This window comes from Streptomyces sp. RGM 3693 (assembly GCF_050471125.1).
In the GTDB taxonomy this organism is placed as follows: Bacteria; Actinomycetota; Actinomycetes; order Streptomycetales; family Streptomycetaceae; genus Streptomyces.
Genome location: NZ_JBMPPQ010000005.1, coordinates 76,436 through 99,766, shown reverse-complemented (window position 1 = coordinate 99,766; position 23,331 = coordinate 76,436). Strand labels below are relative to the sequence as shown.

Annotated in this window: 20 protein-coding genes, 1 pseudogene and 1 riboswitch; of the genes and pseudogenes, 10 read left to right on the top strand and 11 right to left on the bottom strand. The window is 71.8% G+C overall.

Annotation, left to right across the window (positions count from 1 at the left end):
- Positions 1-93: 93 nt before the first annotated feature.
- Complete coding sequence (locus tag ACO0M4_RS39855) at positions 94-708, bottom strand: flavin reductase family protein (RefSeq protein ID WP_430376172.1); 615 nt, start codon at positions 706-708, stop codon at positions 94-96.
- Positions 709-1,073: 365 nt separating this feature from the next.
- Here ACO0M4_RS39855 and cdgB point away from each other — a divergent pair, with 365 nt between their 5' ends.
- Both cdgB and ACO0M4_RS39845 read left to right on the top strand, forming a co-directional pair.
- Entirely contained in the window at positions 1,074-2,765 is a 1,692-nt protein-coding gene (gene cdgB, locus ACO0M4_RS39850; protein ID WP_430376171.1) for a diguanylate cyclase CdgB, read from the top strand.
- A gap of 264 nt (positions 2,766-3,029) precedes the next feature.
- Positions 3,030-3,932: a CBM35 domain-containing protein gene (locus ACO0M4_RS39845; RefSeq protein ID WP_430376170.1), complete on the top strand. Its 903-nt coding sequence runs from the start codon at positions 3,030-3,032 to the stop codon at positions 3,930-3,932.
- 77 nt (positions 3,933-4,009) lie between these two features.
- On the opposite strand, the gene ACO0M4_RS39840 is transcribed toward ACO0M4_RS39845, so the two are convergent.
- The 3 genes from ACO0M4_RS39840 to ACO0M4_RS39830 form a co-directional block, all read right to left on the bottom strand.
- The gene (locus ACO0M4_RS39840) at positions 4,010-4,939 is read right to left on the bottom strand and encodes a 1-phosphofructokinase family hexose kinase (RefSeq protein ID WP_430376169.1); all 930 of its coding nucleotides are present in this window, start codon (positions 4,937-4,939) and stop codon (positions 4,010-4,012) included.
- 185 nt (positions 4,940-5,124) lie between these two features.
- Positions 5,125-6,369, bottom strand: coding sequence for an N-acetylglucosamine-6-phosphate deacetylase (gene nagA, locus ACO0M4_RS39835; RefSeq protein WP_430376168.1), 1,245 nt, complete (start codon positions 6,367-6,369; stop codon positions 5,125-5,127).
- Complete coding sequence (locus ACO0M4_RS39830) at positions 6,369-7,301, bottom strand: ROK family protein (RefSeq protein WP_430376167.1); 933 nt, start codon at positions 7,299-7,301, stop codon at positions 6,369-6,371. Before ACO0M4_RS39830 ends, nagA begins: the two co-directional genes overlap by 1 nt.
- A gap of 369 nt (positions 7,302-7,670) precedes the next feature.
- Here ACO0M4_RS39830 and ACO0M4_RS39825 point away from each other — a divergent pair, with 369 nt between their 5' ends.
- The 3 genes from ACO0M4_RS39825 (at position 7,671) to otsB (ending at position 10,434) form a co-directional block, all read left to right on the top strand.
- A complete protein-coding gene (locus ACO0M4_RS39825) occupies positions 7,671-8,891 on the top strand; it encodes an extracellular solute-binding protein (protein WP_430376166.1) in 1,221 nt (406 codons plus the stop codon).
- 98 nt (positions 8,892-8,989) lie between these two features.
- A complete protein-coding gene (locus tag ACO0M4_RS39820) occupies positions 8,990-9,244 on the top strand; it encodes a DUF3263 domain-containing protein (RefSeq protein WP_430376165.1) in 255 nt (84 codons plus the stop codon).
- A 191-nt stretch (positions 9,245-9,435) separates the two neighbouring features.
- Positions 9,436-10,434 carry a trehalose-phosphatase gene (otsB, locus tag ACO0M4_RS39815; protein ID WP_430376164.1) on the top strand — a complete coding sequence of 333 codons (999 nt, stop codon included), beginning with the start codon at positions 9,436-9,438 and terminating at the stop codon, positions 10,432-10,434.
- On the opposite strand, the gene ACO0M4_RS39810 is transcribed toward otsB, so the two are convergent.
- From ACO0M4_RS39810 to ACO0M4_RS39795, 4 genes are all read right to left on the bottom strand, one after another.
- On the bottom strand, positions 10,424-11,119 hold the full coding sequence (locus ACO0M4_RS39810; RefSeq protein WP_430376163.1) for a hypothetical protein: 696 nt from the start codon (positions 11,117-11,119) through the stop codon (positions 10,424-10,426). The two genes, otsB and ACO0M4_RS39810, sit on opposite strands and share 11 nt — an antisense overlap.
- 215 nt (positions 11,120-11,334) lie before the next feature.
- Positions 11,335-12,411, bottom strand: a complete 1,077-nt coding sequence (locus ACO0M4_RS39805) for a cytochrome c oxidase assembly protein (RefSeq protein ID WP_430376162.1) — start codon at positions 12,409-12,411, stop codon at positions 11,335-11,337.
- Positions 12,412-12,502: 91 nt separating this feature from the next.
- Positions 12,503-13,996: an alpha,alpha-trehalose-phosphate synthase (UDP-forming) gene (locus ACO0M4_RS39800; RefSeq protein ID WP_430376161.1), complete on the bottom strand. Its 1,494-nt coding sequence runs from the start codon at positions 13,994-13,996 to the stop codon at positions 12,503-12,505.
- 49 nt (positions 13,997-14,045) lie between these two features.
- Positions 14,046-15,020: a glucosyl-3-phosphoglycerate synthase gene (locus tag ACO0M4_RS39795; protein WP_430376160.1), complete on the bottom strand. Its 975-nt coding sequence runs from the start codon at positions 15,018-15,020 to the stop codon at positions 14,046-14,048.
- Between the two features lie 176 nt (positions 15,021-15,196).
- A riboswitch (SAM riboswitch) is annotated at positions 15,197-15,354 on the top strand.
- A gap of 17 nt (positions 15,355-15,371) precedes the next feature.
- On the opposite strand from ACO0M4_RS39795, the gene thrC reads away from it, so the two are divergent.
- The 4 genes from thrC to groL all read left to right on the top strand — a co-directional run bounded on the left by thrC (position 15,372) and on the right by groL (position 19,789).
- Positions 15,372-16,658, top strand: a complete 1,287-nt coding sequence (gene thrC / locus ACO0M4_RS39790) for a threonine synthase (RefSeq protein ID WP_430376159.1) — start codon at positions 15,372-15,374, stop codon at positions 16,656-16,658.
- 55 nt (positions 16,659-16,713) lie between these two features.
- Positions 16,714-16,992, top strand: a complete 279-nt coding sequence (locus ACO0M4_RS39785) for a MoaD/ThiS family protein (protein WP_385861534.1) — start codon at positions 16,714-16,716, stop codon at positions 16,990-16,992.
- 483 nt (positions 16,993-17,475) lie between these two features.
- The gene (locus ACO0M4_RS39780) at positions 17,476-17,679 is read left to right on the top strand and encodes a cold-shock protein (RefSeq protein ID WP_003949956.1); all 204 of its coding nucleotides are present in this window, start codon (positions 17,476-17,478) and stop codon (positions 17,677-17,679) included.
- A 487-nt stretch (positions 17,680-18,166) separates the two neighbouring features.
- Complete coding sequence (gene groL / locus ACO0M4_RS39775) at positions 18,167-19,789, top strand: chaperonin GroEL (RefSeq protein ID WP_430376158.1); 1,623 nt, start codon at positions 18,167-18,169, stop codon at positions 19,787-19,789.
- Positions 19,790-19,981: 192 nt separating this feature from the next.
- Here groL and ACO0M4_RS39770 read toward each other — a convergent pair whose 3' ends face one another.
- Entirely contained in the window at positions 19,982-20,602 is a 621-nt protein-coding gene (locus ACO0M4_RS39770; RefSeq protein ID WP_430376157.1) for a hypothetical protein, read from the bottom strand.
- Between the two features lie 363 nt (positions 20,603-20,965).
- On the opposite strand from ACO0M4_RS39770, the gene ACO0M4_RS39765 reads away from it, so the two are divergent.
- Positions 20,966-21,829: a DUF998 domain-containing protein gene (locus ACO0M4_RS39765; protein ID WP_430376156.1), complete on the top strand. Its 864-nt coding sequence runs from the start codon at positions 20,966-20,968 to the stop codon at positions 21,827-21,829.
- Here ACO0M4_RS39765 and ACO0M4_RS39760 read toward each other — a convergent pair.
- Both ACO0M4_RS39760 and ACO0M4_RS39755 read right to left on the bottom strand, forming a co-directional pair.
- Positions 21,726-22,799 (bottom strand): hypothetical protein, encoded by a 1,074-nt coding sequence (locus tag ACO0M4_RS39760; protein ID WP_430376155.1) that lies wholly within the window; start codon positions 22,797-22,799, stop codon positions 21,726-21,728. The two genes, ACO0M4_RS39765 and ACO0M4_RS39760, sit on opposite strands and share 104 nt — an antisense overlap.
- A 392-nt stretch (positions 22,800-23,191) precedes the next feature.
- Positions 23,192-23,287: pseudogene (locus ACO0M4_RS39755) on the bottom strand (DUF397 domain-containing protein); the annotation flags it as partial.
- Positions 23,288-23,331: the final 44 nt, after the last annotated feature.

Genomic DNA, 23,331 nt, shown 5'->3' with positions numbered 1-23,331 from the left:
CCGGGCCGTGCCCACGTCCGCCTCGGGTCGTGCCCACATCCGCCCCCGCCTCGGGCCGCGTCCGCCCCTGCCCCGGGCCGCGCCCGGCCCCGTTCACCCCAGCTGCCGGTACTTCCCCCGGAAGTACGTCAGCGGCCCGTCGTCGTCGGCCGACGCGGTCGCGGCCAGGACGCGGCCGATGACGAGGGTGTGATCCCCGGCCACCACCCGCTGCTCGGTCCGGCACTCCAGCGTCGCCAGCGCGCCCCCGATGAGCGGCGCACCGGATGCTTCGCCCCGAACGGAGGGGATGTCCTGAAAGAGCAATCGGTCGCTGATCCGGCCCTTCATGGCAAATCGCCCCGCTACGTGCCGCTGGTGACCCGACAGCACCGAAACCGCCCACAGCGGCTGCTGCGCCAGCAGGTCGTCCATCCGCGAGTCGTTGCGAACGCTCACCATTACCAACGGTGGGTCGAGGGACACGGAGAGGAACGCCGTGGCGGTCATGCCGGCGTCCTCGCCGCGCGGCCCGGCGTCCGGATCGTGGGCGGTGATCAGCACCACGCCGGCGGCGAGGCGGGACAGGGCGGCGCGGAACTCGTCGTCACTCACCCCCACAGCATGCGCGATCGGCCCGTCGCCCGGCGTGGAGGCGAGGGTGACGGTGGGCGCGGCGGTGGCGGTGGAGCCGGTGGCCGAGGTGGCGGCAGGAGTCTTCGTGAACACGCCATGAACGCTAACGTCGCCGGGTCCCCGTGTGCATCGGGCCCCGGGACCACCCGCGTCCTAGGTCCCGCGGCGGAGGCGAGGGCCGGCAAGGGGCGCGGCAATGGTCCGGACCTGGCTCCGAAGATGGCTGGAATTTGCGTTCAGGAAGTTTTCAGGAAGTGACCGGGCGGCGTTCGCGCGCGCGGATGAGTCCCTGGTCGGCGATACGTAACGACCCGTCACTGTTTGTGACTTGAGTCACATGGGCCGCTAATTGTTGACCCTGTGTACCGGGTGAACAGCTCACTGTGATTCAGTGAGCGTGGAATCGGACGACAAAGAAATCGGTGGAGTTGCTGTCGAGGTCTCAGGGAGAGCGAGCGATGGAGACCGAGTCGGAGCCCTATGTCCGTCTTGCGACCCTGCGGCAGCTGCATCAAGTGGTCGCCGAACTGAACACCGCACGCAGCCTTGCGGACACCTTGCAGTCCGTCGCCGACGGGGCGATCGTCGGGCTCGGCTTCGAGCTCGCCGCGGTCAACCTCGTACGGCCGGACGGCGATCTCGTGGTCGCCGCGGTGGCCGGCAGTGCGGGCGCGGAGGCGCTGATGGCCGGGCGGGTGGGCTCGCGCGCCTCGTGGGAGCGCCGGCTGTCCATGGGGGAGCGCTGGGGCGATCTGTGCTTCATCCCGTACACCGAGGGCTGGGTGCTGGACGACGACGACGTGCCGCAGTGGCACACCGCCGGACCCGCGCCCCGCTTCCCCGACGAGTGGCACCCGATGGACCGCCTCTTCGCGCCCATGTACACCGCCGCCCACGGCAACGGTGAACTGCTCGGCGTGCTCTCCGTGGACCGGCCGCGCAACGGCCGGCGCCCCGGCGCCTGGGGCCAGGAAGCGCTCCAGATGTACGCGTTCCAGTCCGCCATCGCGATCAGCAACGCCCGACTGCGGGCCAACATGCAGCGGGCGCTGGTCCGCCTGGAGCGCGAGCAGCAGGCGCTGCGGGCGAGCGAGGAGAGCTTCCGGCAGGCGTTCGAGTACGCGCCGAGCGGGATGGCCGTCGCCGAGATGGGCGGTGACCAGCACGGCCGGCTGTTGCGCACCAACGACGCGCTGTGCCGGCTGCTGGGCCGCCCGGCCTCCGGGATGCGGCGGCTGTCGTTCTCCGACATCTGCCACCCCGAGGACATCGGCACGCTGCTGCGCACCTCCGCCGAGGGCGGCCGGGCCGAACTCCGGCTGCTGCGCCGGGACGGCACCTACCTGTGGGTCTCGCTGCGCAACTCGGTGGTCGCCGACACCACCGACGGCCCCCGCTTCCTCCTCACCCACGTCGAGGACATCGAGGAGCGCAAGCGGCACGAGCTCCAGCTCGCGCACCGGGCCAGCCACGACTCGCTGACCGGCCTGCCCAACAGCTCCGAGCTGCGGGCCCGGCTCTCGGCCCGGCTGTGCTCCCGCCCGCCGAGCGCGCTCGCCGACGCCTACGCCTCCTCGGGCGCCGGGACCGATCCGCGCGCCCCGCACGGCTTCGCGGGGGACGGGCCGGAGCCGTTCGACGGGCTCGACGGCTTCGAGGGGGAGAAGCCGCGGGCGGTGCCGTCCGGCGCCCTGCCCTTCGACCACCACGTCCACCTCTCGGCGCCCGCCGACGGGGTCGAGGACGACGGTGCGAAGGGGCTCGCGGTGCTCTTCTGCGACCTGGACGGCTTCAAGTCGATCAACGACCGGTTCGGGCACAACACCGGCGACGCGGTACTGATCGAGGTCGCCCGCCGGCTGACCAGCGGCGTCCGGGACGGCGACACCGTGGCCCGGCTCGGCGGTGACGAGTTCGTGGTGCTCGCCGACGGGCTCGGCACGGCCGACGCCCAGGACCTCGCGGTCCGGCTGCGAAACGCGATCATCCCGCCGATCCGGGTCGAGGGTCGGGCCGTCCGGGTCGGCGCCAGCTTCGGCATCGGCTGGGCGAGCTGCGGGATGACCGCCGAAGAGGTGCTGGAGTCGGCCGACCAGCGGATGTACATCGAGAAGCGACGGTCGAAGAGCAACCGGCGGGCGGCCGGCTGAGCCGCCCCGAACGGTCGCGGCGCCGGAACCCGACCCGGTGCCGCGCATCTCACATCCGCGGTGTCCTGCCTGGGCACCGCCCGTTCACCGATCCGTAGTGATCTTGTGAACGTCGGGGACCGGCGTGGCCGGGTTCCGACGGGGTAGGCTGCGCCGATGCGGCGCGGCGGCGTCGGGTGGCCCGGAAAAGGCAATGCGCACGCAGCCCCGCGAACGCGTACGGACGCGCACAGACGCGTAGAGACCGCTTGGGAGTGACACGGAATGACGGCCGGCAACAACGGCGCGGACACGCCGGAGAACGACGACCCCTTCGCCCACCTGTACCGCTCGGAGGGCGGCGAGGGCGGTCCGGGCGCGTCGGGCGTCGGTGCCGCGCGGCAGCCAGGCGTCCCGCGGACCTCCTACAACCAGGTGCGCGCGGTCGGCGAGCGGCAGTACGGCAACCAGCAGGGTCAGCAGGCGTACGGCCGGCAGAACCCGAGCCCGCACTACGCGGCCCCCGAGACGCTGCCGGGCGGTGGCGCCGGCGAGCGCACCCGCCCGATATCCGCCCCGGAGCCCCGGAAGGGCCGCAACGGCCTGCTGATCGGCGCGGTCGCGGTGGTCGCGGTGGTCTGCATAGGCATCGGCGCGGCCATGCTGACCAACTCCGGCAACACGAAGAACGACGCCGGCGGCAATCCGGGCCCCACCGCCGCCGAGTCGGTCCAGCCCAGCAACCAGCCGTCCACCAAGCCCACCGCGGTCAACCTCCCCAAGGACGACGCGGGCGCGCTGCGCTTGGACGGCGGCGCCACCACCGCCAAGGACGTCCCCGGCGCCCGGACCGCCAGCGGTTCGTACGTCACCAACCTGAACAACCAGGGCGCGGCGGCCACTTGGACGCTCGATGTGCAGGCCGCCGGCCAGTACAAGCTCTGGGTCGGTTACGGCGTGCCCGGCAAGGACGCCAACCTCACGCTCAACGTGAACGGCCAGGCGCTGACCCGGCCGATAAGCCTCAAGAACTTCGCCGGCGCCCCCGAGGGCGCCTGGGACAAGGGCTGGACCAAGTCCTGGTCGTACGTCCAGCTCAACAAGGGCACCAACACCATCAAGCTGTCCTGCGAGAACGGCAACCAGTGCGAGGTCAACCTCGACCAGGTCTGGCTCGCCCAGCCCTGAGCCGGCGGGCCTGAGCCGACCGGCCTGAGGGGCGGGGCGTGAGCCGACCGGCCTGAGGGGCGCCGCCCGAGGGACGTTCAGGCCGCCGTGGGACGGTCCGTCACCACCACGCGCGGCAGCAGGTCCTCGTAGGTCGCCGCGTCGAACTCGCCGGCCGTGGTGGCCCGTACGGTCGCGGCGGAGAGTGCCACCGCGCGGCTCAGCCGGTCCGGCCAGGGCAACTCCTCGACCAGACCGGACAAGAGACCGGCCACCGCGGAGTCGCCGGCCCCGGTCGGGTTCCCGGCGTACCGGCGGGGCGGGGCGGCCTGCCAGGCGCCGTCGGCGGTCACCGCGAGCATCCCGTCCGGACCGAGCGAGGCGACCACCGCGTGGGCGCCGCGACGGCGGGCGTCGCGGGCGGCGCGCAGCGGTTCGGTGCTGCCAGTGAGGGCGGCCAGTTCGTCGGCGTTGGGCTTGGCGAGATCGGGGCGGGCGGCCAGGCCGCGGCGCAGCGGTTCGCCGCTGGTGTCGAGCAGGACGGGGACGCCGGCGGTGCGGGCGGCGCGGATGAGCCGGGCGTAGACGTCCACCGGGACGCCGGGCGGCAGGCTGCCGCAGAGCGCCACCGCCTGTGCCTCGCCCAGCAGTTCGCGGTAGGTGCCGAGGAAGGCGGCCCATTCGGTGGGGGAGACGGTCGGGCCGGGCTCGTTGAGCTGGGTGGTGTCGCCGGTGTTCCCGTCCACCACGGCGACGGTGCGGCGGGTGGCGCCGCCGACCGGGACCAAAGCGTCGGTGACGAGGGTCTCCTGGGCGAGCAGGTTGCGCAGCGCCTCGCCGGTGCCGCCGCCCGCGAAGCCGGTGGCGACCGTGCGGTGGCCGAGCGCGGCCAGTACGCGGGCGACGTTGAGGCCCTTGCCGCCGGCGCGTTCGGTGACCTCGGTGACGCGGTGGGTGGTGTGCGGGTGGAGCCGGGGGACGCGGTAGGTGATGTCCAGGGCGGCGTTCAGCGTGACCGTGAGGATCATGGACTCCCCTCCAGGAGGAGGCCGGCCGGACGGCCGTGGGTGAAGGCACCGCGTTCCGCGGTGACATACGGACAAGTGCGCGAGCGATCATGCCATCGCGAACGGCCGTAGGCCCAGACCCGGGTCGGCCACCCTGTGGGGCCCGGCCGCCGGTGCGGCGGCCGGGCGGGCACCGGTCCGGGCGGTCAGACGCCCGGCGGGCGGAGCAGCCAGGCACCCTGCCGGAGGACGCCCACGACGTCGTATCCGGCGTCCAGTACCACCAGGTCGGCGTCCTTGCCGGGCTCCAGGGAGCCGGTCCGGTCGGCGATGCCCAGCAGCCGGGCGGGGTTGGTGGAGAGCGCTTGCACGGCCTGTTCGACGGTGAGGCCGTCGAGCGTGACGGCCCGCTTGAAGGCCCGGTCCAGGGTGAGCGTGGAGCCCGCGATGGAGCCGGCGGTGGGGCCGTCGCTGATCCGGGCGACGCCGTCCTTGACCTCGACGCGCATGGGGCCGAGCGGATACATCCCGTCGTTCATCCCGGCCGCGCCCATCGCGTCGGTGATGAAGGCGACCCGTCCGGCGCCCGCCTGGCGGAACGCCATCTGGAGGATCGCCGGGTGCAGGTGGGTGCCGTCGTTGATCAGCTCGACGGTGATCCGCTCGTCCTCCAGGAGCGCGGCGACCGGGCCGGGGGCGCGGTGGCCGAGCGCCGGCATCGCGTTGAAGAGGTGGGTGGCGACGGTCGCGCCGGCGTCGATGGCCTGGCGGGTGGCGTCGTAGGAGGAGTCGGTGTGGCCGATCGCGGCGATCACCCCGGCGTCGGCGAGCAGCCGTACGGAGTCCAGGCCGCCGGGCAGTTCGGGGGCGAGAGTCATCATCGCGGCGGTGCCGCGGGCGGCGTCGACCAGTCGGCGGACCTCGGCGGGGTCGGGGTCGCGCAGCAGCTCGGGCTGGTGGGCGCCGCAGCGGTGCGGGGAGATGAACGGGCCCTCGAAGTGGATGCCGGCCAGATCGCCCTGCTGCACCAACTCGGCCAGGACGGCGGCCTGCCGGGTCAGGTCGTCCAGGTCGCCGGTGACGGTGGAGGCCACCATCGAGGTCGTGCCGTGCCGGCGGTGGGTGCCGATGACGGTCAGGCACTCCTCGGGGTCGGCGGACGAGAAGGAGCCGCCGCCCCCGCCGTGGACGTGCAGGTCGACGAAGCCGGGGACGATCAGGTGCCCGCTCAGGTCGAGGACGGTCGCGGTGGCCTCGTCGAGGCCCGGGTCCTGTGCCGTGTCGGGCGACCGGCCGCGGTCCTTGTCCCGGCTGCGGACCGCGGTGATCGAGGTGCCCTCGATGGTGATCCGGCCGTTGTCCGTCACGCCGGAGGGCCGGGCGATCCGGGCGCCGGCCAGGATGGTGCGCCCGGCGTCCGAGGGCCGTCCCGCGGACTGTTGCTGTGCCATCAGGCGGTTACCTCCGTGGAGAGAAGATCCCAGGCGAGCAGTCCTGCGCCCAGGCAGCCGGCGGCGTCCCCGAGGGCCGCCGGGACGATCGTGGGGAGTTGCTGGAAGGTAACGCGCCGGCGGACCGCCTCCCGCAGCGGTGCGAACAGCGTGTCGCCGGCCTCCGCGAGCCCGCCGCCGATGATCAGCGTCCGCGGGTCGAGCAGGGTCAGCCCGGTGACCAGGCCGTCGGCGAGCGCGTCCACGGCGCCCTGCCAGACCTCCCGGGCGCGCGGGTCGCCGGACTCCACGGCCTTGGCGCAGTCGGCGGCGCCGGCCTGCGGATCGCCGCAGACCGCTGCCCAGTCGCGGCCCACCGCGGCGGCCGAGGCCAGCGTCTCCAGGCAGCCGCGCTGTCCGCAGCCGCAGGCGGGGCCGCCGGGCCGGACGACGATGTGGCCGATTTCGCCGGCGCTCCCGTGGGCGCCGGCCTCGATGCGGCCGCCGATGCCGATGGCGCCGGCGATGCCGGTGCCCAGGGGCACGAACAGGAACCGGTCGGTGTCCCGGCCGGCGCCGATCCGGCCCTCGGCCAGCCCGCCGGTGCGGACGTCGTGGCCGAGTGCGACCGGGACCCCGTCGAGCCGTTCGGAGAGCAGGGCCCGCAGGGGAACGTCCCGCCAGCCGAGGTTGGCGGCGTAGACGGCGGTGCCGGTGGCCTCGTCGACGATGCCGGGGACGGCGACGCCGGCGGCCAGCGCGGTGCTGCCGAACCGCTCCCGGCCGATGTCGCGCAGCTCGGTGGCGAAGCCGAGGATCGTCTTGACGACCGCCTCGGGGCCGCGGTCCCGCCCGGTGGGGAGCCGCGCCTCGTACAGGAGGGTGCCGTCCGCTCCGGCGAGGGCGGCCTTCATTCCGGTGCCGCCCACATCAAGGGCGATGACGTGTTTCACGGGGAACAGTGTCGCGCGACCTGCCAAGAAAGGTCTAGTCCACTCACCGTGCTGAACGCCACGTGATGATCGTCAACCGGTGTCGCTGCCCGGATCCGGGCAGCGCGTACGCGTCGGTAGCCTCCCTCGGCCGCCATCCCACAGGGCCCCTGACCTGCGCAAGAGGCGGGGCGATACGGAAAGTGAATAGGGGGTGGTGTAGACCTTGTGGGGGACAGTGGGGAGACTCGCTGTTCTACGTCGATCGCGGGCGATCCCCACGACGGCGGAGGGAATACCCGCAAGCACGGAATTTTCGGGATAAAAGGGGCGGTATCAGCGGTGCGACGGCGGTACGTGAGCCTGGCGGCGGCGGGACTCGCCGCCACCATGACACTGACTCTTACCGGCTGCGGCAGCGGCTCCGGGGGCAACGGCGTCGCCCTCACGCTGATCGCCGCGGACTACGGCGACAGCAAGGCCAACAGCTCCCAGCACTACTGGGACGAACTCGTCCACGCCTTCGAGGAGCAGAACCCGGGCATCAAGGTCGACGTCAAGGTCTACAGCTGGACCGACGTCGACAAGAAGGTCGAGGACCTCGTCAACGCCGGCAAGGCCCCCGACATGGCGCAGATCGGCGCGTACGCCGACTACGCCGCCCACGGCAAGCTCTACAGCGCCGACGACCTGCTCTCCATCCCGGTCCAGGCCGACTTCACCCCCTCCCTCGCGGCGGCCGGCGAATACCAGCGGAGGCAGTACGGGATGCCCTTCGGGGCCAGCACCCGGCGCCTCTTCTACAACAAGAAGCTGTTCACCGAGGCGGGCATCACCGCCCCGCCGCAGAACTGGGCCGACATCGTCAGCGACGCCCAGGCGCTCAAGGCACACGGCGTGAAGATCCCCTTCGCGCTGCCGCTCGGCCCGGAGGAGACCCAGGCCGAGACGCTGGAGTGGCTGCTCGCCGGGGGCGGCGACTACACCGACAACATCGGTAAATACACCATCAATGCGCCCGAGAACGTCAAGACCTTCGAGTGGCTCCAGAAGGACCTCGTCGGCAAGGGCCTCACCGGCACCGACCCCGCCAAGCTCAACCGCGAGGACGCCTTCGCCGACTTCGCAAACGGCGACGTCGGCATGCTCAACGGCCACCCCACGCTGATGAAGCAGGCCGAGGCCAAGGGCATCGACTACGGCACCGTCGAACTCCCCGGCACCACCGGCAAGGCCAAGGCCACCATGGGCGTCGCCGACTGGATGATGGCGTTCAAGCAGAACGGCCACCGCACCGAGGTCGGCAAGTTCCTGGACTTCGTCTACAGCAAGAAGAACGTCCTGAAGTTCTCCGCCGACTACAACCTGCTGCCGGTCACCACCTCCGCCTCCCAGGCGATGCTCGCCGACGACAAGTTCAGCAAGCTGCACGGCTTCCTCACCCAGCTGCCCAACGCCCACTTCTATCCGTCCGACAAGACGTCCTGGCCGCTGGTCTCCAAGACCATCAAGTCACGGATGGGCGCCACGGTCGGCCCGCAGGGCAACCCCTCCGCGACCCTCACCGACATCCAGAACACCGCCGACACCGCCGACAACACCGGCGAATAGCGTCGCCCGCGGGCCCGGTGGACCACCCCGGGCCCGCCCCGGCAACGCCCTGCGCAGTGGGCTTATCGTGGGAACGTGACGACGGACGGCGGAGTGGAATGACGGACGGCACCGGTGAGGGCACACCGCGCGGGCTCTCCGCCCGCGACGAGGCGGTGCTCGCCGTCGAACGCCGCTCCTGGTCCGGCCCCGGCGCCAAGGAACGCGCCATCCGCGAACAGCTCGGCATCTCCCCGACCCGCTACTACCAACTCCTCAACGCCCTGCTCGACGACCCCCGCGCGCTCGCGCACGACCCGGGAACCGTCAACCGGCTGCGCCGCGTACGGGACGCGCGGCGGGCCCGGCGCTGAGCCGAACCGGCCCGCCCGCCCGGGGCCCGCGCCCCACCTCCCCGGCCCGCACCCCGCCGCCCCGCGGCGCCCCGACCACCCGCCCGTCACCCGACCTCCGCCCCCGGACGACGGTGCCGCGCGCCACCCCGCCGTTCCGATGCGCCCGTACACCCGGCATGCGCCCGTGTCCCGCCGGTAGGGTCGGCGTCATGGGCACCCCGAACGCCGCGCCACATCCCGAACCGGCACCGGACCCCGTGCCGGCGCCGCCCGCCGTCCCGATTCCGGACACCCCCGCCGGCCGCGAGGGCCTCGCCGCCCTGCTGGCCCACCCCGAACGCGCCGTCGTCGCCCTCGACTTCGACGGCACACTCGCCGACATCGTCCCCGACCCCACCAAGGCCCGCGCCCACCCCGGCGCCCGCGCGGCCCTCGCCCGCCTCGCCCCGCACCTGCGCGCCCTCGCGGTGATCACCGGCCGCCCGGCCGGGGTCGCGGTCCGCCTCGGCGGCTTCGACGCCCTGCCGGGCCTTTCCCACCTCGTCGTCCTCGGCCACTACGGCGCCGAGCGCTGGGACGCCGCGACCGGCGCCCTGCACGCGCCCGCCCCGCACCCGGGCATCGCCGCCATACAGGCCGAACTCCCCGGCGTACTGGACCGCTCCGGGGTCTGGCGCGGCACCTGGGTCGAGACCGCCATCGAGCGCAAGGGCGGCCGCGCCATCGCCGTGCACACCCGCCGCGCCGCCGACCCGCAGCGCGCCTTCGAGCTGCTGCGGGAACCGCTCACCGAACTCGCCGAACGCCACGGCCTGATCGTCGAACCGGGCCGGCTGGTGCTGGAGCTGCGCCCGCCCGGTATGGACAAGGGCGTCGCGCTCGCCGAATGGGTCGAGGAGACCGGGGCCGCCGCCGTCCTCTACGCCGGCGACGACCTCGGTGACCTCGCCGCCTTCGCCGCCGTCGAGAAGCTGCGCTCCGACGGGACCGGCGGCGTCCTGGTGTGCAGCGGCAGCAGCGAGGTCACCGAACTCGCCGACCGCGCCGACCTGGTCGTCGACGGCCCGACGGGCGTGGTCGCGCTGCTCAACGCCCTCGCGGACCGGATCGAGCACCGACCGGAGGCGGCGGAGCGGAACGCCGCGGGCGGAACCGCGGAGGCCCCGCCCGGGGACGGCCCGCCCGGAGACGGCCCGGCTACTCCTTGAGGCCCAGTGAGGACAGCGCCGTCGTCCAGTCGTGCGCGATGGCCTGCTGCGCCTTCGCCAGGTCGGTCTTGCCGGAGCAGATGGCGGCCTTGAGTTTGTTCTCCACGCCGTCCTTGGGGTTGTTGGGCCCGGCGCCCGGCTTGTGTCCCGGGGACGGCGGCTCGACCCAGAGGTTGCGCGGGTCGTTGGGGTCGCCGCCCAGCTGGAGGCTGATGAGGTGGTCGTACTCGGCGTCGTGCAACGGGCCGGTGTAGCCGTACGACTTGGCGTTGGCGGTCTTCTCCCGGCCGGTGATGCTCACCGGCGGCCGGATGCCCTTGGTGTACCCGCTCTGGCAGATCGTGGTCTTCAGCGTCTGCGGGGTGACCTTGGGGTTGGTGGCCCCGGGGGTGCACTTGGGGTCGGGCAGTGGCTGTTTGTCCGCGGTGTAGTGGACGTGGCAGGAGCCGGGGGCGGGCTGCTGCTGCACCGTGTACGCCGACTGCGGGCCGGGACCGACGGGTATCGACCCGGACGGGCCGGACGGCGCGGACGCGGAGGCGGACGCCGAACCGGGCGATGACGCACCGCTCTTGGGGTCGGCGCCGCCCTTCCCCGACGAACAGCCGGCGACCGTGGTCGCCAGGACGGTGGCGGCCGCAACCGCGGCCCACCGTGCGGAATGTGACCGTGCGCTGATTGGCATGGAAAAGGACTACCCCACTCCGGCCCGCCGCAGCCACGACACCGTAGCGCGGGGGAGCATCGGGGAGCGCCGAAGGGGCGGACGAGGGGCCGGCCCGTCCGCTGGCCAGCCCGTCGGCCCGCCCACCGGCCCGCCCACCGGGAGGACGCCGGGAGGGCGACGGCCGGACCGGGGCCGGACCGGGGCCGGTCCGGTGGATCAGGATCGGACGGGCCCTAGCGCCCCCGTCGGAACCGCTCGCCGACCTCGCCCTGGTCGGTCTCCCACCAGGGACGCGTCACCTCCGGCTCCGGAACCGCCGCCGCAGGTGTCGTCGCCGCCGGTGCTGTCGTCGCAGCCGGTGCCATCGACGCCGACGCCGACGACTGTGCCGGTGCCGCCGCGGCCACCGCCATCTCCCGGTCCAGCCGGGCGTCCAGCGCCCGCGTCTTCTGCCGCTCGTCCCGCACCCACTCCGCGAACACCGCGATCAGGAACGGCAGTCCGACCAGCTCGGCGATGGTCAGCATCAGCCCGCCGCCGATCATCTGGTCCTGCTGGAGGCTCGGGCCCCACGGCCGGTGCTGGGACGCGTACCAGCCGCCCGCGATCAGCGTCCCGCTGGTCATCACCACGATCCCGGGCACCGCGTCCACCAACCCGTCCAACAGGACCAGCAGCGCCCGCACCGGATGGCTGCACCACGACGGCAGCAACTCCTCCCGGGTAAGCATCGGCAGCACGAAAAGACTGCCGACGACCAGCAGTTGCAGATACATCAGCTCGTGCAGCGGACCGTGCCGCAGCGCCGTCGGGAAGTACGGCGTGAAGTAGATCGCCAACTCCGAGGAAAGCACCAGCACCGTACTGACCAGCGGGAACGTCAGGAAGCGAACGAGCCGGCCGGAGACCGTCGCGCGCACCCAACGGGCCGCCCGCCGCTCCGCCGGCAGCGCCTTGAGCGCCAGCGCTAGCGGGTCGCCCAGCGCCAGCCCCAGCGGCGCGATCAGGTCCAGCACGATGTTCTGCACCGCGGCCGGCCAGAACAGCTCGTGGTCGTAGACCGCCAGGCCCGACATCGTCGCCACCACGACGGCGCCCAGCCCCAGGCCGGCGAACGCCACCGCCCGGGCCACCGGCCAGCGCTCCCCGCGCCGCGCCAGCCGCACCACGCCCCAGGCGTAGAGACCACCCAGGACGAGGATCAGGACCAGCGCGTACGGGTCGAGCCGCCAGCTGTCGAGGAGGCGCGCGGCGGTCAGCTCCGGCAGACCGGACGCGACGGTCGTCGAAGCAAGCGTTGTCACTGTCACGGCCCACCACGCTAGCCCCGCCCGCAGACGATCTACCGGCGGGGCACCCTTCCGCACGCTCTCAAGGAGCAGCGGGACCGCTCGCGGCCGGTCATTCGCGCAGGGCCCGCAGCTGCTCCAGGAACCACCGCGCGGGCGGCAGCGCGGTCGCCGCCGCGGCCAGCCGGGCGGTCCGGGCGGCCCGCTCCTCGGCCGGCATGGTCAGCGCGGTGTGCAACGCCTCGGCGGTCTGCCCGACGTCGTAGGGATTGACCGTCAGCGCGTCCGCGCCGAGCTCCTCCCACGCGCCGGCCTCCCGGGAGAGGACCAGCGCGCACCCCGCGTCGGAGACCACCGGCACTTCCTTCGCGACGAGGTTCATCCCGTCCCGGATCGGGTTGACCAGCGCCACGTCAGCGAGCCGGTACGCGGCCAGCGACCGCGCGAAGTCGTCCTTGACGTGCAGCACGACCGGCCGCCAGGTGGCCGTCCCGTATTCCGCGTTGATCTCCTCGGCGACCTTGCCGACCTGCGCGGTGTAGTCGCGGTAGACGGCCAGGTCCTGCCGCGAGGGGTAGGCGAACGCCAGGTGCACCACCCGCTCGCGCCACTCCGGCCGGTCGGCCAGCAGCCGCCGGAAGGCCAGCAGCCCGCGCACGATGTTCTTGGACAGCTCCGTCCGGTCCACCCGGACGACGGTCTTCCGGTCGGTGCCGCCGATCTGCTCGCGCAGCGCCGCCATCCGCTCCACCACGTCGGGCCGCCGCGACCGCTCCCGCAGGAACTCCGCGTCCGCCCCCAGCCCGTGGACCCCGATCCGGGTCCGGTGCGCCTTCCGGTCCGGCGGCACCGCGACCACGCTGGGCGTCTCGTGCCGCGGCCAGTGCGCCGTGCAGTCCGGCCCCAGCGCCCGCTCGCAACACGCCGCGAACGCCCGGGCCCACCGCTGGGTCAGGAAATTCGCCCGGTCGGCGCCGAGGATGCCCAGCACCAGCTGCTGTTGGATGTCGTCGGGCAGCATCGCGAAGTACTCCGGCGGCGCCCACGGGGTGTGCGAGAAGTGCGCGATCCGGACGTCCGGCCGCACCTCGCGCAGCATCCCCGGCACCAACGCCAGGTGGTAGTCCTGCACCAGCACCGCCGCGCCGGGACTCGCGGAGTCCGCCAGCGCGCTGGCGAACGCCGCGTTGTATGCCTCGTAGGCCGCCCACTGGCCCCGGAAATCCGCGTCGAAGACCGGCTCCAGCGGCGTCTGGTACAGCATGTGGTGGACGAACCACAGCACGGAGTTGGCGACGCCGTTGTAGGCCGCGGCGTGCACATCCGCCGGGATGTCCAACATCCGGACGCGCTGTCCACCGGTGTCCGCGGTGTCCAGCAGGCCGCCGGTCCGCCGCACCGCCTCCCGGTCACCGTCACCGAGCGCCGCACACACCCACACCGCATCCGTCTCGGGCCCGATCGCCGAGAGCCCGGACACGAGCCCCCCGCCGCCGCGTTTGGCGGTCAGCTCACCGCCCGCTCCCACGGCGTACGAAACCGGCCCGCGGTTGGACGCGACGAGGACCTCGGCACCTGGCTGCACCGCACTGCGCTCGGAGACCATGTCGCGACATTAACCCGCAGGGGATCCGCGCAAACGTACGGATCGCCCCTCAGGCCGCCCGCCGTTCCGCGTACTCCGGTATTCCGGCCATCGGCGGCCGCTCCTCGGTGTCCACCTCCGTCGTCCGCGGCACGAAGCCGTTCTCCCCACGGTCGAACTGGGTCAGCCGGGGCCGCACCAAGTGCCCGCGGGCCAGCCGGAGTTGAGCGGTACGGTAGATCGCGGCGGCCATCCGGCCGAGCGCCTGGCCGCCCTGGTGGCGATGCTTGCGCACCCCTACGTCCACCTGGGCGAGCGCGTCCAGGCCGACCGTGTGCAGGGCGTCCACCAGCAGGCCCAGTTCCACCCCGTAACCGACCGGGAACGGCAGCCGCTCCAGCAGCGCGCGACGGGCCGCGTACTCCCCGCCGAGCGGCTGCACGAACCCGGCCAGCTGCGGCCAGTGGAGGTTGAGCAGCGGCCGGGCGACCAGCTCGGTGACCCGGCCGCCCTGCTCGCCCCGGCCGGCCGCGGGCACCCGGCCCTCCGCGGTCTCCAGCGGCCGGTCGTACATCGCCTTGACGAAGTGGATCTCCGGGTCGGTCAGCAGCGGCCCGACGATCCCCGAGACGAAGGTGGACGAGAATTCCCACAGGTCGGCGTCGACGAAACAGATGATGTCGCCGCTGGTCACCAGCAGCGAGCGCCACAGCACCTCGCCCTTGCCGGGCAGCGCCGGAATCCGGGGCAGCACACTGTCCCGGTGGACGACCCGGGCACCGGCCGCCGCGGCGACCTCGGCGGTACGGTCGGTGGAGCCCGAGTCCAGCACCACCAGCTCGTCGACCAGCGGCACCTCCTCGGTCATGAGGTCGGCACGGATCGCCGCGACGATCGCACCGACCGTCGCCTCCTCGTCGAGCGCGGGCAGCACCACGCTGACCGTCCGACCCGTTTGGCGCTTGGCCTCCACCAGCCGCTCCAGCGGGCGGTCCGCGGCGGACCAGGAGCGGCCGGCCAGCCAGCGCTCCACTTCTTCCAGCACGTCTACGACTCTCCTCGGTGGCCCCCGAACGGAAGCCCGTTATGTGATCCATCTCGCGGACCGGACGACTATCTCAACGGCGAGTGCCTTCGGTTACAGTCTTGAACAACGCGGATGACCCTCGCATGTCGGGGTCGCCGCGCAACAAACGCCTGGGTTTCGACCCAGCGCCATACCGCTCATCCAGAGGGGCAGAGGGATACGGCCCGTTGAAGCCCCGGCAACCCTCCAGCCGGTCTCCGCCGCAAGCCAGCACAGTGCGCGCGCGAGGCTCCCGGCTAGGGAAGGTGCCAAATCCGTCTCACGGCGAGATGCGTCGTGAGGAAGATGAGGAGAAAGGGCCTCGCCTCCATGGCTGTGCAAGTCACCGAATCCGCTCCCGCTGTCTCCCTCGGCCCCGCCGTCGCGCTGTCCTGTCGCGAATGCGGACAGCGCTTTCCGCTCGGCCCGATCTTCGCGTGCCAGGAGTGTTTCGGCCCGCTGGAAGTCGCCTACGAGCTCCCCGGCGGCGGGCCCGGTCAAGCAGCAGAATTGAAGAAGCGGATCGAGGCCGGACCCGCCAACATCTGGCGCTACGCCCCGCTGCTGCCCGTCCCCGCCGACGTGGCCGACAAGCCCAACCTCAACCCCGGCTTCACCAAGCTCGTCAAGGCCGACCGGCTCGCCGCCGAGCTGGGCGTCACCGGCGGCCTGTACGTCAAGGACGACTCCGGCAACCCCACCCACTCCTTCAAGGACCGGGTCGTCGCGATCGCCGTCGAGGCCGCCCGCGCCTTCGGCTTCACCACCCTGTCCTGCTCCTCGACCGGCAACCTGGCCGGTGCGGTCGGCGCCGCGGCGCGCCGCGCGGGCCTGAAGTCCTGCGTCTTCATCCCGCACGACCTGGAGCCCGGCAAGGTCGTGATGGCCGCGGTCTACGGCGGTGACCTGGTCGCCATCGAGGGCAACTACGACGACGTGAACCGCTTCTGCTCCGAGCTCATCGGCGACCCGCTGGGCGAGGGCTGGGGCTTCGTCAACGTCAACCTCCGCCCCTACTACGGCGAGGGCTCCAAGACGCTGGCGTACGAGATCTGCGAGCAGCTGGGCTGGCAGCTGCCGGACCAGCTCGTCATCCCGATCGCGTCCGGCTCCCAGCTCACCAAGATCGACAAGGGGCTGAAGGAGCTGATCGCCCTCGGTCTGGTCGAGGACAAGCCGTACAAGATCTTCGGCGCCCAGGCCGAGGGCTGCTCTCCGGTGTCCGTGGCCTTCAAGGCCGGACACGAGGTCGTCAAGCCGCAGAAGCCGAACACCATCGCCAAGTCGCTGGCGATCGGCAACCCGGCGGACGGCCCGTACGTGCTCGACATCGCGCGCCGCACCGGCGGTGCGGTCGAGGACGTCACCGACCCGCAGATCGTGGACGCGATCAAGCTGCTGGCCCGTACGGAGGGAATCTTCGCGGAGACCGCGGGCGGCGTGACCGTCGGTGTGACCAAGAAGCTCATCGAGAACGGCATCCTGGACCCGTCGCTGACCACCGTCGTGCTGAACACCGGTGACGGTCTGAAGACCCTCGACGCCGTCGCCGCCGGGCCCTCCGCCACCATCCGGCCGAACCTGGACGCGTTCCGCGCGGCCGGCCTGGCCGGCTGAGCCGGTCCGTCGCCCGCCCCGATTCCGCACTCGTACTTCCCTGGAAGGCAGAACCATGAGCGTCAAGGTCCGCATCCCCACCATCCTGCGCACGTACACCGGAGGCGAGGCCGAGGTGACCGCCGAGGGCGCGACCCTCTCCGAGGTCATCGCCGACCTGGAGAAGAACCACCAGGGCATCGCGGCCCGGGTGCTCGACGACGCGGGCAAGCTGCGCCGCTTCGTGAACGTCTACGTCAACGACGACGACGTCCGCTTCGAGCAGGGCCTCCAGACGCCGACCCCGGACGGTGCGGGCGTCTCGATCATTCCGGCAGTGGCGGGCGGTTGCTGACTCGGTAGCCGACGCTGACGCGCCCGCCGGCGCCGGTGTGGAACGCGCCGATCGAATTTGCGCCAACTCTTTGCCGGTAGTGACCGGAAATTGCCCCGTCCGTACGAAACGGACGGGGCAATTCCGTGTTGTGAAAGGGGATACCATTGGGGCGATCCCCCTCCGGTTATCTCCGCGTGCATGCCGAACGCATATGAGATCGCGGGGACTTGTGCGCAAGTTGTGTGCGCGTTTTGTCGTTTGCGCGGCTTATTCCCGGCCCGACTTGGCCTGGGATAACGGCATTTGAGCGCATACGGCCGATTCCCTGGCGCCAGAATTCTCGTCCGATTGACCTGTTGCGCTGGGCATTGGTCCAGATACATTCAGCGGCGGTCGACGCGTTCCGGCGCACATCCCACGGGCCATTTCCGGTGGGGTGAGGTCTGACCCGGGTCCGCGGAGTGCGGTCCTGCGCAAGGGCCAGTAATAGGGGAGTTAGGCATGGCTCAGGGCACCGTCAAGTGGTTCAACGCGGAGAAGGGGTACGGCTTCATCGCGGTCGACGGTGGTGCGGATGTTTTCGTCCACTACAGCGCGATCCAGATGGACGGGTACCGCACCCTTGAGGAGGGTCAGCGAGTCGAGTTCGAGATCTCGCAGGGCCAGAAGGGGCCACAGGCGGACATGGTCCGGGTCGCCGCCTGAGGCGGCGGCCGACTGCATCGTTGGAAGAAGGCCCGCATCCCCGAGTACGGGGTTGCGGGCCTTCTGTCGTTCCCGGACGTCATGGGCGCCCGCCGCTTCCGGGCGTCGCGGGCGCCTTGCCGTTCCCGGGCGTCACGGGCGCGCCTCGCGGGGTGGTACGCGGGCGCGCGCGGGCGGTGTGTAGCTGTCTCGGGGACGGGGTCCGGTCGCCTCGCGGACGGGGGCCCGGCCGTCTCACGGACGAGGGGTCCGACCGCCAAGCGCTTGCACTCGATGGGTGCGAGTGCTAATCATTGCGTTAGCACTCTCCCCGTGAGAGTGCTGAATGTGGACTGGGTCGGTGAGGCCCGCACGCCAGGTGGGGCAAGGAACCACACGGTATGCAGGCCGTCCGTCGCGGGCGCCAACACGGTCCGGTATTTCCGCCCCCAAGCTCTCGGCTTCGTTCGAGCACGGGGACCCCATCAGTCCGGAGGGACCACTTCACATGGCCAAGATCATCGCGTTCGACGAGGAGGCGCGGCGCGGCCTTGAGCGCGGTATGAACCAGCTCGCCGATGCCGTCAAGGTCACCCTCGGCCCCAAGGGCCGCAACGTCGTCCTTGAGAAGAAGTGGGGCGCCCCCACGATCACCAACGATGGTGTTTCCATCGCCAAGGAGATCGAGCTGGAGGACCCGTACGAGAAGATCGGCGCCGAGCTGGTCAAGGAGGTCGCGAAGAAGACGGACGACGTCGCCGGTGACGGCACGACGACCGCGACCGTCCTGGCCCAGGCACTGGTCCGCGAGGGCCTGCGCAACGTCGCCGCCGGCGCCAACCCGATGGCCCTGAAGCGCGGCATCGAGAAGGCCGTCGAGGCCGTCTCCGGTGCGCTGCTGGACCAGGCCAAGGAGATCGAGACCAAGGAGCAGATCGCCTCCACCGCGTCCATCTCCGCCGCTGACCCGCAGATCGGCGAGCTGATCGCCGAGGCGATGGACAAGGTCGGCAAGGAAGGCGTCATCACCGTCGAGGAGTCCCAGACCTTCGGTCTGGAGCTGGAACTCACCGAGGGCATGCGCTTCGACAAGGGCTACATCTCGGCGTACTTCGCGACCGACATGGAGCGCATGGAGGCGGCGCTTGAGGACCCGTACATCCTCATCGTCAACTCCAAGATCGGCAACGTGAAGGACCTGCTGCCTCTCCTGGAGAAGGTCATGCAGTCCGGCAAGCCGCTGCTGATCATCGCCGAGGACGTCGAGGGCGAGGCCCTGTCGACCCTGGTCGTCAACAAGATCCGCGGCACCTTCAAGTCCGTCGCGGTCAAGGCGCCCGGCTTCGGTGACCGCCGCAAGGCCATGCTCGGCGACATCGCCATCCTCACCGGTGGCACCGTCATCTCCGAGGAGGTCGGCCTCAAGCTGGAGAGCGCCGGTCTCGACCTGCTCGGCCGCGCCCGCAAGGTCGTCATCACCAAGGACGAGACCACCATCGTCGACGGTGCCGGCGACAGCGAGCAGGTCCAGGGCCGGGTCAACCAGATCCGCGCCGAGATCGAGAACAGCGACTCGGACTACGACCGCGAGAAGCTCCAGGAGCGCCTCGCGAAGCTGGCCGGCGGCGTGGCCGTCATCAAGGCCGGCGCCGCGACCGAGGTCGAGCTCAAGGAGCGCAAGCACCGCATCGAGGACGCCGTTCGCAACGCGAAGGCGGCCGTCGAGGAGGGCATCGTCGCCGGTGGTGGCGTGGCCCTGCTGCAGGCTTCCTCGGTCTTCGAGAAGCTGGAGCTGGACGGCGACGAGGCCACCGGTGCCGCCGCCGTGAAGCTGGCCCTGGAGGCCCCGCTCAAGCAGATCTCCGTGAACGCCGGCCTTGAGGGTGGCGTCATCGTGGAGAAGGTGCGCAACCTGACTCCGGGTCACGGCCTGAACGCCGCGACCGGCGAGTACGTCGACATGATCGGCGAGGGCATCATCGACCCCGCCAAGGTCACGCGCTCCGCGCTGCAGAACGCCGCCTCCATCGCGGCGCTGTTCCTCACCACCGAGGCCGTCATCGCCGACAAGCCGGAGAAGGCCGCTGCGGCCGCTCCGGGCGGCATGCCGGGCGGTGACATGGACTTCTGATCCGCCGCGGCTCCGGCCGCTGGTTGATCAACGTCCGCTCGTTCGCCGGGGCGGTACCTCCTCTCCCAGGGGGTACCGCCCCGGCGGCGTTTTCTCCGGGCCCCTCGCCCTACGAGGCTGTGAGGCTACGGAGCTGCGGAGCTACGGGCCGTGGGGCTACGGCCGGTATTGCGGTGGGTGTCAGGGCCGGCGTTACGGCAGGCGGTCGAGGAGCCAGGTGGACAGCTCTTCGGTGATCAGGGTGTGCTCCTCGTTCTGCGAGGCCAGGACGAAGTCGTCCAGCGGGCTCTCGTCCGGGGCGAGTTCATCGATCGGGAGATAGAGGTCGGCGTGGTTGCTCGGCTCCCGTACGGCGACCGCGCTGACCGCCGGGACGAAACAGCGCCCCCGGACCGGGTTCTCCACGGCGAACCCCAAGATGGGCGCCAGCTTGTTGAGCACGTAGGCGAGGATGCCGAAGCCGTCGAGGGTGCCACCGGGGGCGCCGTCGATGTCGGGCAGCCCGCTGGTGCGGATCTCACGGGTCGGGACGGTGACCACCCGGAGCTTGGCCACCAGCTGGTCGTCGCCCTCGGACTGGGTGCGCAGTTCCGTCCCGTAGATGGCGTGGCCCTTGCCGATGACGGCCTCGACACCCGGCCGGATGCCGTTGCCGGAGCCGTCGCCCGGCCCGTTGGCGACGGCGAGGAGACGGGGCAGCCGGGGCCAGTTGCCGACCTCCTGGAGCTTGTCGAGGAAGTCGGTGCGCAGCGGGCTGGGGCCCGGCTTGTCCCCGCGGGTCAGGTGCCGGGGCGAAGCCGTTGTGGTTCGCATCCGTATCCCGGCGAGGCAATGACAACGGGTTCGTCACTCTCCGCACCAGGTCGTATGTGGACAGTCATGATCGCTGCTATGCGGAAGCGTGATCGTTGATCGATCGGGAATGATGAATTGCTCGCGCGAACGCGTGTTCCCTCGATCAAGGCCGGTCGGAAAGCGGTCGCCCGGCGATCGTCCGGCACCCCGACCGAGCCTCAAACCCGATGCCGTAATTGGCTGGATCATGTGATCAGGGGATTGGCTGGGCCTGACGAGTGAAGGCTCGGCGCGCCTCCGACCGGCGCGCCAATGGGGAGGGCTTTGCCAGGGAGAACCTTCGCACTAGGCCCCCGCCCCCACCCGGAACAGGACCCGCCCGTGCCGAACGTCCCGAACCCCACGCGGACCGGTGCCCGCACCGTCTACGAGCCCGTGGTCACCCCCACCACCCGCTACGCCGGCCGGGAGGCGACGGCGGCCTTCCTCTTCGCCGTCGCCGCCCTGCTCTACAACTGGTGGCTGCTGGAATTCCGCCTCCGCACCGGCCTCGACCCCCGCCACTCCTACGTCAGCGAGCTCTACGCCGCCGACCAGCCGCTGCGCCACCTCTTCGGCGGCCTGGAGGGCGGCTGCGCACTCCTGGTCGTCACCGGCGCCCTACTGGCACGCAGTACACCCGCCGGCCACGGGCGCTGGGCCCGCACCGGCTGGCTCGCGCTGGTCGGCCTCGGCCTCTCCTCGCTGGCCGACGTCATCCTCCCCATGTCCTGCGCCCCCTCGGTGGAGCCCGGCTGCGTGGAGGTCCATCCCTGGCACACCGCCACCAGCGCCTTCGCCCACTTCTTCCTGTTCGCCTCGATGGCGACCCTCAGCCGCGCCGCCGCCGTACAGCGTCCCCCCATGCCGCTGGTCCGCCGCTGGGGCCCGCGCGTCCTGGCCGTGGCCATGCCCGCCGCGATCCTGACCATCGGCCCGCTCATCGGCCACCCCGGCTGGCACGGCGTCCCGCAGCGCGTGCACCTGACACTGGTGGGCGTGTGGTTCGCCCTGTTGGCTTGGGAGTTGGGCCGCTCGGCCCGCCGGCGGCGACGTTGGGCCGGCCACTGGGACGGCCCGTGGGAGCGGTACGTGGAAGGACTCAGGCGTGTATGGCGGACCGAACCTGCCGGGCGCGGGAACGGACCCGGTCCGGAGCAAGGCGGCCCGGAGCGAGCTGGTCCGGAACGGGCCGGTCCGGAGTGAGTGGAGCCGGAGTGAGCCGGTTCGGAGTGAGCCGGTCCGGAGTGAGCCGGTGCGGAGTGGGTGGGGCCGGACGGTGGTTCGATGGGGGCCCGCCGATCCCGCCGATCCCGCCGATCCCGTCGATCCCGCCGGCACCGCCGGTTTCGTCCCGGCAGTCGCGGCAGATGCCGCCGGGGAGCGCCGCCGGGCGTCCCGGCGCGCGGCAGACCGTGCACTCCATGATGCGGAGCGGTGTGGTGGGCGCGGCGGCCTGCGTGGTGGGCGTGGCGACCGGTGCGGTGGGGGCCTGGGTGACGGGTGGCAACTTGGCCGACAGTCGGGACAGGACGAACCGGGCTGGGTGGTGGACGGGCGTGGGCAGTCCAGCAGTCAACGCGGCCAGGACCTGGTCCGGCGACGCGCCCCTGGCCAGCCATTCCGCCGCGTGCGGTGCCAGCGAGGTGCAGTCGGCCGCCGAGAGCGTCAGGCGGGGTTCGGTCCGGCCGAGGCCCGCGAGGAGGGCGTAGGCGGGGCTGTGCGGGCGGGAGGGAACGAGGTTTGCCGGTCGGTGCTCGTCCGTTTCGGCCTGCGGCACGTTCCCGGTGGGTAAGGCCGCCCACCAGGAGTCGTCCCGTGCCGTACGGGAGAAGTACGTCCGCGTCACCCACCGCGGGCTGCCACTGCCGACGATGCACGGCTCGGTGAACCGCCGCAGGTGACCGGCCTCCGACAACCGGCGCAGGGCGGTGCGGAGGGCGCACTGCCCGTAGTCCGGCAACACCTTGGCCAGTGTCTTCACCGAGACGTCGGCCCCTTCGGGGAGCCGGTCGAGGTACGCGGCGATGGACGCCTCGCGGCGGGGGAGGTGAGCGAAGTCGGTGGCGCGGCGGGGGCGTTGGTCCGGGGCGCTGCGTTTGCCAAAACCTGGTTTGGCGAGGGGGTGGGGGGCTGCGGGCGCGAGGGCGGGAAAGCTAGAGTCTTCATAAGCCACGAGATCGGTTTCCTAAGTTCATCGATCTTGATGGTGAGACCCCGGCGTGGTGTTGGTAGCACCTGCCGGGGTTGTTTTGTTGCTGCGCACGCTAGACGGGCGGGACGCCGCGTGGCAAGCCCGCTACGGAACGTCATCCGGCCTGGTGCGCGCGGGAGTTGGGGCGCGGGGGAGGGTGGGTGGGGTACTGGCCCGTCCACCCGTTCCTTGAAAAGAGGGCTCGGATTACGAGGCTTGAGCCCCGGGGGTTGGCCCGGGGCGCCGCGGTCGGCTGGAGTCGGTCCGCTCGCCTTGATGCCGTCGATGAACGCGGGCCATGCCGGCGTCCGAACAAGGCGGGCCATGTCGGCGTCCGAACAACGTGGACTATGTCGGCGTCCGAACAACGCAGACCATGCCGCCGTCCGAAACGCGAGCGCCGGGCCGTGGGGGGCCTTGGAGCCGCGAACGGGGGCGATGCCGGGGGTGGTTGTCGGGGTAGTCGCCATGCCACCTCGTCAAGGACCGCCCGCTGAGTGGCTAACCGACTCCT